The organism is Pseudarthrobacter naphthalenicus (genome assembly GCF_029076445.1).
Classification (GTDB): Bacteria; Actinomycetota; Actinomycetes; order Actinomycetales; family Micrococcaceae; genus Arthrobacter; species Arthrobacter naphthalenicus.
In genome coordinates this window covers 169,204-184,721 of record NZ_JARESG010000004.1, presented here as the reverse complement: position 1 = coordinate 184,721, position 15,518 = coordinate 169,204, and the positions used below count along the sequence as shown (strand labels likewise).

Sequence of the window (15,518 nt, the reverse complement as noted above, 5' to 3'; positions counted from 1 at the left end):
CTATTTCCCAGGTGCGGGCGCCGCGGGGTCCTGACATCTCCTATGCTCTAACCGAGGAGGGCGGCCATGACCACCACAGCGGCGGGGACCGGTTTCCGCGGGCGAACTGAACACGTACTGAAAGCGGCTGCCGCGTCCCCGTGCACATGGTTCTACGCCGCTGTATGGTTCGCCGCCGCCGTCGTACTCTCTGCCGGAGGGCACGATCTTCCGGTGGCGGGCATGGCGGTGGGCGGTGTCCTGCTCCTGCTCAGCCTTCTGGTTGCGGGAGCCACCGAACCGGCACCCGCGGTGGCGGCCGACGCCGGCCCTGCACGCCGGCGCGTGTGGGTGCAGCTGGGGGTGGCGGCCGTCTTCATAGCGCTCACCGCGTGGAACGGACTCGCCTTCCACCACGTCATGGGCGGCGATGCGGGGATCCCGTTGTGGACGCCGATGGTCGAATGGCTCCGCAGCCTGGGGGAACAGTGGTTCGGCACGGGCCGCGGGAACTTCCTGGCCAACCCGGTCACCTACACGGTCCTTCCGCTGGCGGCGCTGCTGCTGGCCGGCGCGCGACTCCCCGCCCTGGGCTTCGGGAAGGGCCACCGGACGGGCCGGGCGCTGCTGATCTGCTGCGTCATCCCCGCTGCCTGGCTTGCATTCACCCTGGTCAGCGGGCAGCAGACGGCCCTCCGGCTGCTGGGCACGCTCGCCTCCAACGTCATGCAGAACGGGTTCTTCGAGGAGTTCCTGTTCCGTGGTGCCCTGCAAACGCGGCTGCGGCTGCTCGCCGGTCCCGGATGGGCCCTTGTCCTGCAGGCGCTGGTGTTCGGCGTCTGGCATCTCGGGCTGGGCTACACCAACACCGGGCACACCGGCCTGCTGCCGGCCATTGCGGTCATCATCCTCCAGCAGTCCCTCATTGGACTCGCGCTGGGGACTCTGTTCGAACGCACCCGCAACCTGCTGGTGCCGTCCGTGGTGCACATCGCCGTCAACAGCATGTGACGTATTCCAGGGCATCTTCTTCCAGGGCATCTTCGGCGTCTTTCAGTGGCGACTGGCGCGTCCGCTCAACAAGGAAAGGGGGCTGTCCGGCTTGTGAGCGCCCGCAATTCCGGCCTAAATTTGGTCATGACCAATTCCCCCGAGCACGAGCTGCTCCTTGAGCTGCAGGACCTGATCGTCGGGACCGGATCCGTGGCTGAATTCCTTGGCGGCCTCTCTGTGAGTGCGGCGTCGGCGTTGAGCAGATCGGCCGGCACGGCAATCGAGTGCGGCGTCACCCTAAAGCACGGCCGGCGGACCGCCACAGTGGGCGGCAGCACTGACCGGGCCGTCGAGCTGGACAGGATTGAACAGCAAGTGGGCGACGGGCCCTGCATCGCCGCACTGAAGGTGAAGCAACCGGTGCTCCTGGCCGATGTCCGCACGGACCCGCGCTGGCCCGATTACCAGCAACGCCTCATCGAGGAGGGCGTCCAGAGCGTCCTCGGTGTACCGCTCGAGCTCAGCCAAGGGGCCACTGCGGCCCTGAACTTCTTCTCACCCGTCACCGATGCGTTCAGCAAGGCGGTCATCGACGAGGCAGTCAGTTTCGCCGACGTCGCCCGCAACGCGGTGGGCCTGGCCGTCAGGGTGGCCACGGCCGAGGACGCCGCCGATGACCTGAGCGCGGCCATGGCAAGCCGCACCGCCATCAACCTGGCCTGCGGCATCATCATGGGCCAGAACCGCTGCACCCAGAACGAAGCCATGGACATCCTGATCAAGGTCTCCAGCCACCGGAACCAGAAACTCCGGGTGGTGGCCGAGGAGATCGTCACCAAGGTCTCCGGCGCGGGACCCACCACGTACTTCGACATGTAGGGGCCCGTTGAGGTGGGCGCCTTCGGCCTTCGCCGCCGCGGCTGTGGGCCTCTGAGCTGGCTTTCATCAACGGTCTTGGCTTGATTGTCGGACCCTCGTTGGATGATGGGTTTATGAGCAACCGTGTAGTGGCGCAGGCGTACGCGGAGATCACCGCGGCCGTTGCGGTGCTCACCGGGGTGGCCCGCGGATCCGGTCCCGGCGGCCTCTCCGTAGCCGGTGATCCCGTGCGGGACCTCTCTGAGGATTGCCTGGACATACTGGCCGGCGGCGTGAGAGCGGAGGCGCAGATGGCCTGCCTGAAAGCACTCACCGCCGTGACATACGCGGACACAGCCCAGGCGGTGGCCGGCCCGGAGACGTCGGGCCAGGCCCTGGAGATGGCGGTCACCGCCGAGGTCGGCTGCGTCCTGACCATTGGGGACCGGGCGGCTGGATCACTCCTGGCCATCTCCCATGCTCTGGCCACGACGTTGCCGCTGACCCTAACGGCCCTGCAGGCCGGAACCATCTCCTGGCAGCATGCCCGGGTCATGGCCGACGAAGCCGCCACCCTCGGCCCCGCAGGTGCTGCCGCCTTGGAAGCCCACTTCCTGGACCCGGACTCACCCGGCGCCGCCACGGGATGCCCGCCCGGGGAGATGCCGGCAGGCCGGTTCCGGCACCACGCCAGAACTTGGCGCGAACGCCACCACAGCGACAGCATCGAAAAACGCCACGCCAAAAGCGTCCTCGACCGGCGGATCGACTACTCCCCGGACCAGGACGGGATGGCCTGGATCACCGCCTACCTCCCCGCGGACACCGCCGCAGCGATCTGGAACCGCACCACGGCGATAGCCCGTGGTCTTCAAGGGCCGACCGAGCCCCGGACCCTTACCCAGCTCCGAGTCGACGCCTACGCCACCGCCCTCCTCGGCGGACATCAAAACGACAACAGAAACGTGGACAGCACCCGGGGCAGCGGCGGCTCCGACGGGAACGGGAACCAGGGCGGCGCGGCGCGGGTTCCCACACCGCGGGCGCAGGTGCTTGTTACGGTCCCGGTGTTCTCCCTGCTCGGGGCCACCGAGGAACCGGCCATGCTGGACGGGTACGGCCCCATCCCGGCGTCGATGGCCAGGGACCTCGTGGCGAACGGGGCCGAGTCGTTCCACCGAGTCCTGGTTGACCCGCGCGACGGGGCACCCTTGGAGATCGGGCGCGCCAGCTACCGGCTGACCAAGGCCATGCGGCAATGGCTGCGGCTGCGGGACGGTAAATGCCCCTTCCCGGGCTGTTCGAACAACTCACTGGACAACGAAGCCGATCATCTCCTCGCCTGGGCCGACGGCGGCACCACCGGGATCTCGAACCTGGGACAACCGTGCCCCAGACACCACAGGCTCCGCCACACCACAGCCTGGCAACCCAGCCCAGCCACCCCAACCAGGCCACCGGGATGGATCTCTCCAACGGGCAGACGCTACACAAGCGAGCACCAGAACTGGGAACCACCACACTGGCCCCAACGGCCCCGGCCGCACAGCTACCCCGCACTCATCCACCTCGGACCCTCACCCGGAGAAGACGGACTGGAACGGCTCCTCCACGCCCTGGCCTGACCCTTACCGGCGTGCCCCTGGGCCGGAAAAGTTGAGCTCGAATGGCTCCTCCACATCCGGCCCGACCATTGGCACTTAGTCGTGCGGGGATTGGCGTCAGCGCTTGGGACCAACCCGCACTTGGGTCCGAGCCTGCGGGCTGTCCTCGTTTGACTCTCTTTTGGTTTGGCTATGAGGGCTTGGGCCGCGCCCGGATGTGCATCCGCTCGCCCTGCTGCCCGAACAGGCTGATGAACTCCACCGGTTTGCCGTCGGCGCTGGCGAACCAGTGCGGGGTGCGGGTATCGAACTCCGCGGCCTCCCCGGCACGCAGTTCGAAGTCCTTCTCCCCCAGCACCAGGCGCAGCCGCCCGTTGAGGATGTAGAGCCATTCGTAGCCCTCGTGAACGCGCGGGTCCGGCACTTCCCCGCGCGCACCGCCGTCGAGCACCATCTTGAACGCCTGCAGGCCGCCCGGCCGGCGGGTGAGCGGAACGGCGGTCATCCCCGCGTGGGTGATGGGGCGGAGGTGGATCCTGGGATCCCCCGTGGGCGGGGCACCCACCAGGTCATCAAGCGGCACCCCGTACAGCTTCGCGAGGGGCAGCAGGATCTCGAGGTTGGGCCTGCGCTGCCCGGACTCCAGCCGCGACAAGGTACTCACCGAAACGCCGGAGGCGGACGACACGTCGCCGAGGGTGAGGGTGTGTTCGGTGCGGATGGCCCGCAGCCGGGGACCCACCGCCCCAAGGACATCGTCCAGTTCGTCTGCCATGCAGCCCAGTTTGCCATAACGGCAACAATGTTTGCCAACATGGGCGGACGCGGCTGATGCTGGATGGGTCGCCTGCGGAGGGCGGCGGACCCTCTGGAAGGACAGTCAGCATGGACACCACACGCTACGACGTTGTGATCATTGGCGGCGGCGCCGCCGGGCTCAGCGCAGCCACCACCCTGGCCCGGGCACTGCGCTCGGTGCTGGTCATCGATTCCGGAACGCCGCGCAACGCACCCGCGGCCGGCGTCCACGGGCACCTGTCCCGCGACGGCCTGAACCCGCGGGAACTCCTGGCACTGGGACGCAGCGAAGTGCTCTCCTACGGCGGAACCGTGCTGGACGGCGAGGCGGCTTCGGCGCAGCGGACTCCTTCCGGATTCGAGATAGCTCTCGGGGATTTCCGGCGGGTCACCGGGCGGCGCCTCCTGGTCACCACCGGCCTGACGGACGAGCTGCCGGCCATCGACGGGCTGCGGGAACAATGGGGCAAGGGCGTGGTGCACTGCCCCTACTGCCACGGCTGGGAAATCCGCGGGCAACGGATCGGCGTGCTGGGCACCGGACCCCTGTCCGTCCACCAGGCCCTGCTGTTCCGGCAATGGTCCCCGGACATCACCCTCTTCCTCAACAACACGCTGGAACCCACGGACGAGGAATGGGACAAACTCGCCGCCCGGTCCGTCCGGGTGGTGGAGGGCTCCGTGGCCTCAGTCGACGCCGAGGACGGTGTCCTCGCGGGCGTCACGCTGCGCACGGGTCAGTCCTTTCCGGTGGCTGCCCTGGCGGTCGGATCACGGATGGAAGCCAGGTCCGCACTGCTGGAATCGCTCGGACTCCAGGCCCTGGAGCATCCGTCCGGGGCAGGGCACTTCGTCGAGACCGACGCCATGGGCGCCACGGCCGTCCCCGGCGTGTTCGCCGCAGGCAACGTCACCAACCTCATGGCCCAGGTAATCACCGCGGCGGCCGAAGGTGTCATGGCCGGCGCACGGATCAACGCCGACCTCATCGAGGAGGAAACCCGCTGGGCCGTGGAGGGCCGGTTCGGCCCCTTCTCGGCCGCCTCGGAAGCGGCCGTCTCACGGACCGTCCTGGGTGAGCGGCGTCACGGCCTCACAAGGTAGGGTGACGCCATGGAACTCAGACTCGAAGTTGTCCAGGTGCCCGTCTCCGATGTGGACCGCGCCAAAGCCTTCTACACCGACCAGCTCGGCTTTGTCCTCGATCACGACGTTGAGCACGTTCCGGGGATGCGCGTCGTCCAGCTCACCCCGCCGGGCTCAGCGGCCTCGATTGTGATCGGCACCGGCATGAACGGCATGACCCCGGGCAGCCTTGAAGGCCTGCAGCTGGTGGTCCCGGACATGGCCGGGACCCGCGCCGAACTGGTCCGCCGCGGCGCCCCCGTCAGCGAGGCCCAGGACCTCGGCGGCTTCGCGTTCGCCCACTTCAGCGACCCGGACGGCAACCGGTGGGTCATCCAGGAGATCCCGCCGCGGTAGGCCCCGCAAAAACAGGTACTTTCTACCCTTGTCCTCCCGGTGACGCCTCCCTACTCTGGTGGCCACCGACTTTGGGGGTTTGGGAATGCTCATTGAACAACATCTGACCTGGCTTGGCTCCGGCTCGGGAGCCCTGCTGGACATCCATGGCCATTCGGAGGCCGCGCTGGCGGGTTCCCTGGCCCGGACCGTCGCCTCGTCGATAAGCGGCCTGTCCCACCTGCCGGTCGAGAGTACCGTGACGCTGGTGAGGCCGGACGGGACGCCGTGCATCGGGGCAAATACTGAAGGCACCGCCGTCGAGCTTTCTCGCCGGGACCACCGCACGGGGCACGGCCCCACGGCGCGGGCCCTGGGCGGCAGGCTGTCCATCATCCTCAACGACCGCGCCCCGGACCCGCGCTGGCCGGACTACTGCGGCAGCCTCACAGCGGCAGGCTACCGCTCCGCCGTCGCGATTCCCCTGCACCTGGAACGCGGTTACCGCGCCGCCCTGACCCTCTACTCTGCGACAGCGAACATCTTCACCCCCGTGGTGGCCGCCAAGGTGCTGGTGTTCGGCGGCGTGGCGGCCAAGAGCCTGCGGCTGGCGCTGAAACACCGGGCCGATCTGGCCCTGTCCGCGGAGCACCGCGCAACCCTCGCCAGCAGCGCGGCCATCAACACCGCCTGCGGCGTGCTCATGGGGCAGAAGGGCTGTTCGTACGAGGCCGCGCACCGGATCCTCGAGGAGGAATCCCGGCAGCGGAACCTCACCATCCGCGGCGTTGCCGAGTGGCTCCTGCAGGTCCTGCCCGGCGGGGTCCCGACCAGCCACTTCACCGCCCGCGCCTGATTCCCAACTAGGTAGCGCCAACTGTCGTTCTGAGGGCTCAGAACGACAGTTGGCGCTACCTAGTTGGGATGGGGGACGCGCGGGAGGGTCAGCGCAGAATGACTGTCCGCCCGCCGTCGAGCATGACCCGGCCTTCACAGTGCCAGCGCACCGCGTTGGACAGCGCCTTGCACTCGGCGTCGCGGCCCACCCGGACCAGGTCCTCGGCAGTGTGCGTGTGGTCCACCTCGATGACCTGCTGGGCGATGATCGGCCCCTCATCCAGCTCGGCGTTGACGTAGTGTGCCGTGGCGCCGACGGTTTTCACGCCGCGGTCGTACGCCTGGTGGTACGGCTTGGCGCCCTTGAAGCTGGGCAGGAACGAGTGGTGGATGTTGATGGTTTTGCCCGTCAGCTTCGCCGAGAGCTCGTCGCTGAGGACCTGCATGTAGCGGGCCAGGACCACAAGCTCCACATCAAACTCGTCCACGAGTTCCAGCAGCCGTGCCTCCTGGGCCGGCTTGGTTTCCTTTGTGACCGGCAGGTGGAAGAACGGGATGTTGTGCCATTCCACCAGGGCCTGGTGGTCCGTGTGGTTGGAGACCACGGCCACGATCTCCACCGGCAGGTCCCCGGTACGGGCCCGGAACAGCAGGTCGTTGAGGCAGTGCCCGAACTTGGACACCATCACCAGGACCCGGCGTTTCCGGCCGTTCGGCTCCAGCTGCCAGTTCATGGCCCACTCGGCTGCCAGCGGCTCGAAGTCGCGGCGCAGCTCCTCGGTGCTGAAGGCCTTCTTGCCGGAGGCGAAGTGCACCCGCATGAAGAACTGCTGAGCCTGCCTGTCACCGAAGTGCTTGGTGTCGATGATGTCGCAGTCGTGGTCCAGCAGGTACCCGGTGATCGCGTGAACGATGCCCGGGGACTCGGCGCAGTTGACGGTGAGGACGTGTTCGGTTTCCATTCAGCGCTCCCGGGGTGCTTTCCCGGCGGCCACCTGGGCGTCGGCGTCGGCTTCGGCGAGGGCCTTCTCCTCGGCCACTACCTTCTCGCCGGCGAGGTCTTTCTGGAACTCGGCGTAGCGGGCCAGGTGGGACGGGCGCTTGCGCATGATGACCCAGGCAACGCCGAGGATGACGAACCAGATGGGGGTCACCAGGAGCGCCGTCAGGGTGTCCGGCTGCGTGGTCAGGGCCCAGAGGACGAAGGCGAAGAACGCGAACACCACCCAGACCATGGGGATACCGCCGGGCATCTTGAACTTGGTGCGGGCGGCGTGAGCGGAACTTCAGGTAGCTGGCCAGGATGATGGACCAGACAAAGACGAAGCAGACGGCGGACACGGTGGTGACCATGTCGAACGCCTTGGCAATGTCCTTGCCCGCGTACATGAGGATGACGCCGGAGAGCAGCAGGACGCAGGAGAGGAACAGGGCGTTCTGCGGGACCTTTCGGCGGGACAGGCGGCTGAACACGCCGGGTGCGTCGCCTTCCTGGGCCAGGCCGTAGACCATGCGGGAGGTGGAGTAGATGCCGGAGTTGGCCGAGGACATGGCCGAGGACAGCACCACCAGGTTCACGATGGTGGCTGCAGCGCCGAGACCGGCCAGGGAGAACATGGCGATGAACGGGCTGTGGCCGGCCCGGAACTCGGTCCACGGGGTGACGGAGATCAGGATGATGAGGGCGCCTACGTAGAAGAGCAGCACGCGGATGGGGATGGAGTTGATTGCCTTGGGCAGGTTCTTCTCCGGGTCCTTGGCCTCGGCGGCGGTGGTGCCTACGAGTTCAATGCCCACGAACGCGAACACGGCGATCTGGAAGCCGGCTACAAAGCCCATGAATTCGTTCGGGAACATGCCGCCGTGGCTCCACAGGTTGGTGAAGGTGGCAGGGCCGGCGTCGGACTGGAAACCGCTGAAAATCATGAACAGGCCAACAATGATCAGGGCAGCGATGGCGATGATCTTGATCAGGGCGAACCAGAACTCGGTCTCACCGAAAGCCTTGACGGTGGCGAGGTTCAGGACCAGGAGGATGATGACGGTGGCGATGCCCGGGATCCACAAGGGAATTCCCGGCCAGAGTTCCTCCGAGTAGGCGGCGATGGCGATGACATCCGCGATGCCGGTGATCACCCAGCAGAACCAGTAGGTCCAGCCGGTGAAGAAACCGGCCCACGGGCCCAGCAGGTCGGCGGCGAAATCGCTGAAGGACTTGTAGTGCAGGTTGGAGAGCAGGAGCTCGCCCATGGCCCGCATGACGAAGAACAGCATGAAGCCGATGATCATGTAGACGAAGATGACGGACGGGCCGGCCGCGGAGATGGTTTTGCCGGAGCCCATGAACAGGCCGGTGCCGATTGCGCCGCCAATGGCGATCAGCTGGATGTGCCTGTTGCTGAGCTGCCGCTCCAGGTGGGGCGGCGTGCCCGGGGAATTGATGGTTTTAGAACTCACGTGCTGCTCCTTGAATAAGTGCCGGCTGGAGTGCCTTGGGGGAAGATGCGGGACCCACTTCATCGGGGACCGCTTCGAGGTTGTTGAAACTGTAAAGATGGATCCCGGCGATGCCGGGCTGGCCGTGCAGCCCCGCCATCAGGGAGTTGGGTGAGTAGCGGTCGCCACTGAGCAGCCTGCGCGCCAGCGGGCCCTTGCGGCTCAGGAACTTCAGGGAACTTCCGACGCCGATCTGCGCGGCCAGGGTGACCAGTTTGGTCCGCGGGACGGACCCCGCCACGCCCGCCCAGACGGGCAGGTCCACGTTCTCGCGGCGCAGGAGCGCCGCGAAGTCGAGGATTTTCGGGGCGGAGAAACACATCTGGGTGACAACGCTCGTGGCCAGGTGCTGCTTTTCCTGGAGGGCGTCGATCAGGTCCAGGGCGGCCACCGACGGGTGGCCTTCCGGGTAGCCGGCTACGCCGGCGCGCATGCGGCCCCCGGTGTACTGGGCGATGTCTTCGAGCAGCGGCAGGGCCGACCCGTACGGGCCGGCCGGGTCCTTCCGGTCTCCGCCGATCACAAACACCTCGCCGATGCCGGCCACATCGCAGTCGCGCAGGATGTCGGTCAGCTGGGCCCGGCTCGGCACGCTGCGCGCGGCCAGGTGCGGGATCACGGTGTAGCCGAGCATGCTCAGCTCCACCGCGGCGCGCATGGTCCGTTCGATGCCGTGGTGCGGCAGGCATGTGACGGTCAGTGTGGTGGTCAGCGGTACCGTTTGCCGGACCTGGTCCACAATCCCCGTGGAGGGGATGACTTCGATTCTTACAGGGAACATCATTGGTCCTCTCGTGATATCGGCCCGGGATGCCCGGTTTCAGGTACCGGCTCCGGTCAGCTCGCGGTCAGCTGGCGTGGGCGGCCAGCAGTGAGCTGGCTTCCTGGCGGGTGCTGCCGGAGGACTCAATGTGGGCGAGCTGGGCCGGGATTTCCCAGCCCTTCTTCCGCATCGCGGTGGCCCAGAGCCGGCCGGCACGGTAGGAGGAACGGACCAGCGGGCCACTCATGACCCCGAGGAACCCGATCTCGTTCGCCTCGTCCTGCAGGTCCACGAACTCCTGCGGCTTGACCCAGCGGTCCACCGGCAGGTGCCGCTCGGACGGGCGCAGGTACTGGGTGATGGTGATCAGGTCACAACCGGCCTCATGCAGATCCCTGAGGGCTTCGGAGATTTCCTCGCGGGTCTCGCCCATGCCCAGGATCAGGTTGGACTTGGTCACCATGCCCAGGGCCCGGCCCTGGCTGATGACATCCAGGGACCGCTCATACCGGAACGCCGGCCGGATCCGCTTGAAAATCCGCGGCACGGTCTCCACGTTGTGCGCGAACACCTCAGGCTTGGAATCACAGATCGCAGCGATGTGCTCGGGCTTGCCGGAGAAGTCCGGAATCAGCAGCTCCACCCCGGTGCCGGGGTTCAGCTCATGGATCTTCCGCACCGTCTCGGCATACAGCCACACACCCTCATCGGCGAGGTCATCCCGGGCCACCCCGGTCACCGTGGCGTAGCGCAACTGCATCGCCTGGACGCTCCGGGCCACCTTGGTGGGTTCGAACATGTCCACCGGGGACGGCTTGCCGGTATCGATCTGGCAGAAATCACAGCGCCGGGTGCATTCGGACCCGCCGATCAGGAACGTGGCTTCCTTGTCTTCCCAGCACTCGAAAATGTTCGGGCAGCCAGCCTCTTCACAGACCGTGTGCAGGCCCTCTTTTTTGACCAGGTTCTTGAGCTGGACATACTCCGGACCCATCTGGACCTTGGCCTTGATCCACTCCGGCTTCCGCTCCACGGGTACAGCGGAGTTACGCTGCTCAACGCGCAGCAGCTTCCGGCCTTCTGGTGCCAGTGTCATCAGTGCTCTTTCCTTAGCATTCCACTACGTTGACGGCGAGGCCGCCCATGGCTGTTTCCTTGTACTTGGAGCTCATGTCCTTGCCGGTTTCCCGCATGGTCACAATCACCTCGTCCAGCGACACCCGGTGGGTGCCGTCGCCCCAGAGCGCCATCTTGGCCGCGTTGATGGCTTTCGCCGCCGCGATGGCGTTCCGCTCGATGCAGGGAACCTGCACCAGGCCGCCGATCGGATCGCAGGTCAGGCCCAGGTTGTGTTCCATCGCGATTTCCGCGGCGTTCTCCACCTGCTGGGGTGTGCCGCCCATGACCTCCGCGAGTCCTGCCGCCGCCATGGACGACGCCGAACCCACCTCGCCCTGGCAGCCCACCTCGGCGCCCGAAATGGACGCCTGTTCCTTGTAAAGCACCCCGATGGCACCGGCCGTGAGCAGGAACTTGACCACAACGTCGTCGCGGTCTTCCTGTGTTGCCTTGTCCATCCCGGGTGCGAAATGCAGTGCGTAGTACAGGACCGCGGGGATGATCCCGGCCGCGCCGTTGGTGGGCGCGGTGACCACGCGGCCGCCGGATGCGTTCTCCTCGTTGACCGCCAGGGCGATCAGGTTCACCCATTCCTGCCAGTACTTGGGGTCCCGGTCCTTGTCCTCCTTGAGGAGGCGTTCGTGCCAATCAGGCGCACGACGGCGGACCTTCAGTCCCCCGGGCAGCAAACCTTCGCGCTTGAGGCTGACTTCCACGCACTCCTCCATGACGGAGTAGATGTGCAGCAGCCCTTCGCGGATCTCCTCCTCGGTGCGGGAGGCGCGTTCGTTGACGAACATGATCTCGCCGATGGACAGGCCCTTGGACTGGCACCGGCCCAGCAGTTCGGCGGCCGTGCGGAACGGCAGCGGCAGTTCCTTCTTGGACTCGTCGAGCTCCTTCAGGGCCGCGTCCTCTTCGCCGTCGCGGACAATGAAGCCGCCGCCCACGGAGAAGAACGTGGCCTTGTGGAGTTCCTCGCCGTTTTCGTCGGAGACCGTGAAGGTCATGCCGTTGGTGTGCCGGGGCAGGATGGTCAGCGGGCGCAGGATCATGTCCGTGACGCCGTAGGGAAGCTGCACGCCGCCGCCTTCACCGGCGCCGGCAAGGTTCAGCATCCCGGTCTCGGCGATCGCGGCAAGCCGCTCCTCCACCTCGGCCGGCAGGATCTTCTCGGGGTGGAACCCCTCCAGGCCCAGCAGGATGGCCGTCATGGTGCCGTGGCCGTGGCCGGTCGCGGCGAGCGACCCGTACAGGTCCACCCGCAGCCCGGCGACCCTGTCCAGAACGCCGGCGGTCCGCACCTCCTCGGCAAACACGGCGGCAGCGCGCATCGGCCCCACAGTGTGCGAGCTCGACGGCCCAATGCCAATGGAAAAGAGATCAAAGACTCCAACGGCCATGACGGTTCCTAACTAACTAATTCTTCGTGATGCGGCACCGCAGTAGACGGTGCCGCACGAGGTGCCGGCCGGAGCCGGACTTTTCGAAAGCGTGCGTCAAAGCGAGGTACGAGCAGCACGCGTGAAAAGTCCGGTCCGCCGGCACCGGAGGTGACTAGAGCCCCGGGTAAAGCGGGTGGGCTGCGGCGAGTGCCTCAACCCGGTGACGCAGGCCGGAAAGGTCCGCGTCGGCGTCGGCAATCAATGCCTCGGCGATGATGTCCGCAACTTCACGGAACGCTGCCTCGCCAAAACCACGGGTGGCCAGGGCGGGGGTGCCGATGCGGAGACCGGAGGTGACCATCGGCGGGCGCGGATCGAACGGCACGGCGTTGCGGTTGACGGTGATGTCAATCGCGGCCAGGCGGTCCTCGGCCTGCTGGCCGTCGAGCTCGCAGTTGCGCAGGTCAACCAGGACCAGGTGCACGTCGGTGCCGCCGGAGATCACGGAGATTCCCTTGGCGGTGACGTCCGGCTGGACCAGGCGGTCGGCCAGGATGCTGGCGCCCGCGAGGACGCGCTCCTGGCGTTCCTTGAACTCCGGCGTTGCCGCGATCTTGAAGGCCACGGCCTTGCCGGCGATGACATGCTCCAGCGGGCCGCCCTGCTGGCCGGGGAAGACAGCAGAGTTGATCTTCTTGGCGATCGCGGGATCGTTGGAGAGGATGATGCCGCCGCGCGGACCGGCGAGGGTCTTGTGCGTGGTGGAGGTGACAACGTGGGCGTGCGGCACCGGGCTCGGGTGCAGGCCTGCTGCCACCAGTCCGGCGAAGTGCGCCATGTCCACCATCAGGTAAGCGCCCACCAGGTCGGCGATCCGGCGGAACTCGGCGAAGTCCAGCTGGCGGGCGTACGCCGACCAGCCGGCAACGATCAGCTGCGGCTTGGTTTCCAGCGCCAGGCGCTCCACCTCGGCCATGTCAATCGTGTGGGTGTCTTCGCGGACCTGGTACGGGACCACGTTGTAGAGCTTGCCGGAGAAGTTGATCTTCATGCCGTGGGTGAGGTGGCCGCCGTGGGCCAGGTTCAGGCCCATGATGGTGTCGCCCGGCTTGATCAGCGCGTGCATGACCGAGGCGTTGGCCTGCGCGCCGGAGTGCGGCTGCACGTTGGCGAACTCGGCACCGAACAGTGCCTTGACCCGGTCGATGGCCAGCTGCTCGATGACGTCCACGTGCTCGCAGCCACCGTAGTAGCGCTTGCCCGGGTAGCCCTCGGCGTACTTGTTGGTCAGGACCGAGCCCTGGGCCTGCATGACGGCGACGGCGGTGTGGTTCTCCGAGGCGATCATTTCCAGGCCGTCGCGCTGGCGGGTGAGTTCGGCGTCGATCTTGACGGCGACTTCCGGGTCCAGCGTGCTCAGGTCGGCGTTCAGGCTCGGCGAGACCACCTGCTCGAAAGTGGCTTCAGCTGTGGTGCTCACAGTTCGCCGCCGTTGGCTTCGGCGTATTCCTGGGCGGAGAGCAGCGGGCCCTCTTCGGTCACGGTGACCTTGAACAGCCAGCCGGCACCGTAGGGATCCGAGTTAATCAGAGCGGGATCGGCCACGGCGTCGTCGTTGATCTCGGTGACCTCGCCGGTAACCGGTGAGTACAGGTCCGAGACGGACTTGGTGGACTCGATCTCGCCGCAGGTCTCGCCTGCAGTCACCGTGGTACCAACCTCGGGCAAGTCCACGTACACGATGTCGCCCAGCGCTTCGGCGGCAACAGCGGACACGCCAACAGTCGACGGGCCGTCGCCATCAGCGGCGATCCACTCGTGCTCGGCGGAGTACTTCAGTTCAGCGGCAACCTTGGCCATGGTGTGTTTCCTTAAGTTTGGAGTTCAAAGAGTGAGAGAGCGTCCGCCCAAAACCCACATTAAGTGAGAGAGCGTTGCCCAAAAACGTGCATTAAGTGAGAGAGCGTTCGGGGGGTGGTGGACTCGAGGGGCCGGCAGCCCGGGGTTTTGAGCCAATCCCCGGAGGTGGGGGTGGGGCTGGCATCCGGCAGCTTGCGTCAAAGCGAGGAACGAGCAGCATGCAGAGGATGTCAGCCCCAGCCCCAGGAGGGCTACTTGGCGCGCTTGTAGAACGGGAGGGCGACGACCTCGAAAGGTTCTGCCTTGCCGCGCAGGTCCACGTCCAGGGCGGTGCCCAGTTCGGCGTGCTCGACGTCGACGTAGGCCAGTGCAACAGGGTAGCCGAGGGTGGGGCTGGGCTGGCCGGAGGTCACTTCGCCCACGACGTTGCCGTCCTTGAGGACCGGGTAGCCGCCACGGCCGGCGCGGCGGCCGAGGCCCTTCAGGCCCACGAGCTTGCGCTTGGAACCGGCCTCCTTGGCAGCTTCGAGGGCGGAGCGGCCCACGAAGTCGCCTTCCTTGGACTTGAGCGCCACAACCGGGCCCAGGCCGGCGTCGAACGGTGAACGCTCGAGGGAAAGCTCGTTGCCGTACAGCGGCATGCCGGCTTCCAGGCGGAGCGAGTCGCGGGACGCGAGGCCGCACGGGATGATGCCGAACTCTTCGCCGGCTTCGGCCACCTTGGCCCACAGGTCAGCGGCGTCGGCGTTCGGGATGAACAGTTCGAAGCCGTCCTCACCGGTGTAGCCGGTGCGGGCCAGGATGACGTCGTGTCCGGCGATGGTGAGCTCGTTGAACGCGTAGTACTTCAGGTCCGTGATCAGCGCGTGCTGGGCTTCATCGGTCAGCTTCAGCAGGATGGCCTCGGCCTTCGGGCCCTGGACGGCGATCAGCGAGGTCGCCGCGGAGGCGTCCTCCACCTTCACGTCGAAGTCTGCGGCGCGCTCTGCCAGGGCCGCGGCCACGGTGGGGGCGTTGCCCGCGTTGGGGACCACGAGGTACTTCTCGTCCCCGAAACGGTAGACGATCAGGTCATCGATGATGCCGCCGTCGGCGTTGCAGATCAGCGAGTACTTGGCCTTGCCGTCCGCGATGGCGGAGAGCTTGCCCACGAGGGCGTAGTCCAGGAACGCGCCGGCGGCGGGGCCGCTGACCCAGACTTCGCCCATGTGGGAGAGGTCGAAGAGGCCGGCAGCATTGCGGACCGCGTGGTGTTCGGCCAGCTCGGAGCTGTACTTGAGGGGCATCTGCCAGCCACCGAAATCGGTGAAGGAGGCGCCGAGCTTCTTGTGCTCTTCGTAGAGCGCGGTGTAGTTCTCAGTCATG

General features: G+C 66.8%; 14 protein-coding genes and 1 pseudogene. 6 read left to right on the top strand and 9 right to left on the bottom strand.

All coding sequences use genetic code 11. From position 1 onward, the window contains the following. The first annotated feature begins 66 nt into the window (after positions 1-66). The 3 genes from PY310_RS05905 to PY310_RS05895 all read left to right on the top strand — a co-directional run bounded on the left by PY310_RS05905 (position 67) and on the right by PY310_RS05895 (position 3,455). Positions 67-990, top strand: coding sequence for a CPBP family intramembrane glutamic endopeptidase (locus PY310_RS05905; protein WP_275213349.1), 924 nt, complete (start codon positions 67-69; stop codon positions 988-990). Between the two features lie 126 nt (positions 991-1,116). Next, a complete protein-coding gene (locus tag PY310_RS05900; RefSeq protein ID WP_275213348.1) occupies positions 1,117-1,851 on the top strand; it encodes a GAF and ANTAR domain-containing protein in 735 nt (244 codons plus the stop codon). A 113-nt stretch (positions 1,852-1,964) separates the two neighbouring features. After that, positions 1,965-3,455 (top strand): HNH endonuclease signature motif containing protein, encoded by a 1,491-nt coding sequence (locus tag PY310_RS05895; RefSeq protein WP_275213347.1) that lies wholly within the window; start codon positions 1,965-1,967, stop codon positions 3,453-3,455. Between the two features lie 169 nt (positions 3,456-3,624). Here the strand turns inward: PY310_RS05895 and PY310_RS05890 are convergent, their stop codons facing one another. Continuing rightward, entirely contained in the window at positions 3,625-4,209 is a 585-nt protein-coding gene (locus PY310_RS05890; RefSeq protein ID WP_275213346.1) for a helix-turn-helix domain-containing protein, read from the bottom strand. Between the two features lie 110 nt (positions 4,210-4,319). On the opposite strand from PY310_RS05890, the gene PY310_RS05885 reads away from it, so the two are divergent. The 3 genes from PY310_RS05885 (at position 4,320) to PY310_RS05875 (ending at position 6,549) form a co-directional block, all read left to right on the top strand. Beyond that, positions 4,320-5,336 (top strand): NAD(P)/FAD-dependent oxidoreductase, encoded by a 1,017-nt coding sequence (locus PY310_RS05885; RefSeq protein WP_275213344.1) that lies wholly within the window; start codon positions 4,320-4,322, stop codon positions 5,334-5,336. Between the two features lie 9 nt (positions 5,337-5,345). Further along, positions 5,346-5,714, top strand: coding sequence for a VOC family protein (locus PY310_RS05880; protein ID WP_275213342.1), 369 nt, complete (start codon positions 5,346-5,348; stop codon positions 5,712-5,714). An 85-nt stretch (positions 5,715-5,799) separates the two neighbouring features. Then, positions 5,800-6,549: a GAF and ANTAR domain-containing protein gene (locus tag PY310_RS05875; RefSeq protein WP_275213341.1), complete on the top strand. Its 750-nt coding sequence runs from the start codon at positions 5,800-5,802 to the stop codon at positions 6,547-6,549. An 88-nt stretch (positions 6,550-6,637) separates the two neighbouring features. On the opposite strand, the gene purU is transcribed toward PY310_RS05875, so the two are convergent. From purU to gcvT, 8 genes and pseudogenes are all read right to left on the bottom strand, one after another. Continuing rightward, complete coding sequence (gene purU, locus PY310_RS05870; RefSeq protein WP_275213340.1) at positions 6,638-7,492, bottom strand: formyltetrahydrofolate deformylase; 855 nt, start codon at positions 7,490-7,492, stop codon at positions 6,638-6,640. Next, a pseudogene (locus tag PY310_RS05865) lies at positions 7,493-8,972 on the bottom strand (amino acid permease). Positions 8,973-8,976: 4 nt separating this feature from the next. Further along, positions 8,977-9,810: a methylenetetrahydrofolate reductase gene (locus tag PY310_RS05860; RefSeq protein ID WP_275213339.1), complete on the bottom strand. Its 834-nt coding sequence runs from the start codon at positions 9,808-9,810 to the stop codon at positions 8,977-8,979. Between the two features lie 64 nt (positions 9,811-9,874). Beyond that, the gene (gene lipA, locus PY310_RS05855; RefSeq protein WP_275213338.1) at positions 9,875-10,885 is read right to left on the bottom strand and encodes a lipoyl synthase; all 1,011 of its coding nucleotides are present in this window, start codon (positions 10,883-10,885) and stop codon (positions 9,875-9,877) included. A 13-nt stretch (positions 10,886-10,898) separates the two neighbouring features. After that, on the bottom strand, positions 10,899-12,311 hold the full coding sequence (locus tag PY310_RS05850; protein WP_275213337.1) for an L-serine ammonia-lyase: 1,413 nt from the start codon (positions 12,309-12,311) through the stop codon (positions 10,899-10,901). A gap of 154 nt (positions 12,312-12,465) precedes the next feature. Then, positions 12,466-13,773 (bottom strand): serine hydroxymethyltransferase, encoded by a 1,308-nt coding sequence (gene glyA / locus PY310_RS05845; protein ID WP_275213335.1) that lies wholly within the window; start codon positions 13,771-13,773, stop codon positions 12,466-12,468. After that, entirely contained in the window at positions 13,770-14,153 is a 384-nt protein-coding gene (gcvH, locus tag PY310_RS05840; protein ID WP_275213334.1) for a glycine cleavage system protein GcvH, read from the bottom strand. Before gcvH ends, glyA begins: the two co-directional genes overlap by 4 nt. 251 nt (positions 14,154-14,404) lie before the next feature. Further along, the gene (gene gcvT / locus PY310_RS05835) at positions 14,405-15,517 is read right to left on the bottom strand and encodes a glycine cleavage system aminomethyltransferase GcvT (RefSeq protein WP_275213333.1); all 1,113 of its coding nucleotides are present in this window, start codon (positions 15,515-15,517) and stop codon (positions 14,405-14,407) included. Between the last annotated feature and the right edge of the window lies 1 nt (position 15,518).